This is a genomic window from Acetobacter okinawensis JCM 25146 (assembly GCF_000613865.1).
GTDB classification, from domain to species: domain Bacteria; phylum Pseudomonadota; class Alphaproteobacteria; order Acetobacterales; family Acetobacteraceae; genus Acetobacter; species Acetobacter okinawensis.
Genome location: NZ_BAJU01000105.1, coordinates 1 through 1,761, shown reverse-complemented (window position 1 = coordinate 1,761; position 1,761 = coordinate 1). Strand labels below are relative to the sequence as shown.

The window sequence follows — 1,761 nt, the reverse complement described above, 5'->3', positions numbered from 1 at the left end:
CCCCCCAGACAAAGTGGACGCAATATTTTGTCCAGACTGGTTTATTGCACTGTCAATTTGTGCGTTTATGGCTGTTGTGCCGTAAACCTGCGTTCCATTTGCAGTAACGATAACATAGGGTAATGTCGACAGATATGCGTATGGCGTGCCTTTAGCCCACAGGGTTGGGTTGACGAATGCATATTGGCTGGTCGCACTACCGGGGCCATTCGCGATCCATTCCGCAGTGGTTAGGCCAGTTGCAGTGCCAGTATATCCAGGACCAGATACACCACCAATGCCATTTATGGTACCACTGGTATCTGTGTCAAAATAGACGTCTTGAACCGAATAATAATTTGTACCTAAGAATCCACCAATATCACTTAAACTTTGACTACTTGACTGTTTTGTAGGACGGCCAATTGAATAGGCGTCTGTAATGAATCCCCAATTCCCACCAACAAACCCACCGATATGGTCATTACTATTCCCATTTTCTATTTTTGAGACAGACCCAAGGGCATAGGCATCTGTGATGGTGTCTTCATTGGTGCCGGCAAAACCACCCAGGTAGCTGGAATTTGAAGATGTTGATGTTTCTGTGACAGCGCCCGATGCATAAGAGTTACTGATATCCAAACTGGAATCGTCTCCAATAAAACCACCGGCATTTATTGGAGAAGAGTTGGATGAAGTTGTTATGAAAAGACTCCCCGTTGCATAGGAATTTTTTACGGTTCCATAACTCATTCCGGGTATGTCTCCCTCACCTTCTCCCAGAAAACCGCCGATATCAAGTGAATTTTCGGATTTAATATTCCCGGTCGCATGAGAATTAGTAATTATTCCTGAAGACATTTGACCGACAAGTCCTCCCACATAAAAAGAGTTTGTCGATATAATATTTCCAGAGGCATAAGAGTTGGTAATAGGTGTTATATATGCCGAATAAAACCCGACTAAACCACCAATATCTGAGGTGTTGTATCCAGTTAAATTTCCGGTAGCATAAGAGTTTGAAATACCTGCCAATGATTCGCTGCCGGCTAATCCGCCGACCCAGTCCGCTCCATTGGTTTCTATATTGCCAGTTGCATAAGAATCACTGATGTCGGAGAAGGATTTTCCGATCAACCCCCCCAAAATTTCGTTATAATGTGTAATACTGGATGAAGGATCTGCCTTATCTGTTGTAATTGAACCGGTTGCATAAGACGTGGAAATGGTCGTACCTACTTCGGATGAACCTATAAGCCGCCAATAGCGTCAGCACTATTATATGTCGCAACTATAGACCCGGTTTCATAGGAATTTGAAATATTTCCATTTAATAATTTTCCAATTACGCCCCCTATATAGACTGCTCCTGAGGAGTTTATATCCCCTGTTGAATAGACATTTTTGATTTCACTATTATTTTTCCCGGAAAAAGAACCAACAAGACCACCTATTATTTGAGAGGAATCTGTTGTTATATTGACTTGAGAATGAGATTTTGTAATATTTGTAGATGAAGCCACATACCCGACAAGCCCACCTATGTATCCGATATTGGTTCCAGTTATGGTTCCATTTGTATAGGACCCTGTTATATCTCCAGAATTATTATATCCGACAAGGCTGCCGATGCTGACATTCTGGCTAGCGCTATCAGCAGACGCCGATAAATCCAAATCGGCACTGGATCCACTGATACCTCCAAAATTGCTACCGATCAGGCCGCCCGCATATGATATCTGACTATTGGAACTGGTGTTATGTATTGTAACAGACAAAGAT

The 1,761-nt window shown here is 42.6% G+C and carries 2 protein-coding genes; both read right to left on the bottom strand.

The window, feature by feature from the left end:
- Nucleotides 1-1,125 (bottom strand): GLUG motif-containing protein (locus tag JCM25146_RS20280; RefSeq protein ID WP_369347541.1); only part of this gene is annotated, 1,125 nt, incomplete at its 3' end.
- Between the two features lie 104 nt (nucleotides 1,126-1,229).
- Nucleotides 1,230-1,761 (bottom strand): GLUG motif-containing protein (locus tag JCM25146_RS22305; RefSeq protein WP_199897773.1); only part of this gene is annotated, 532 nt, incomplete at its 5' end.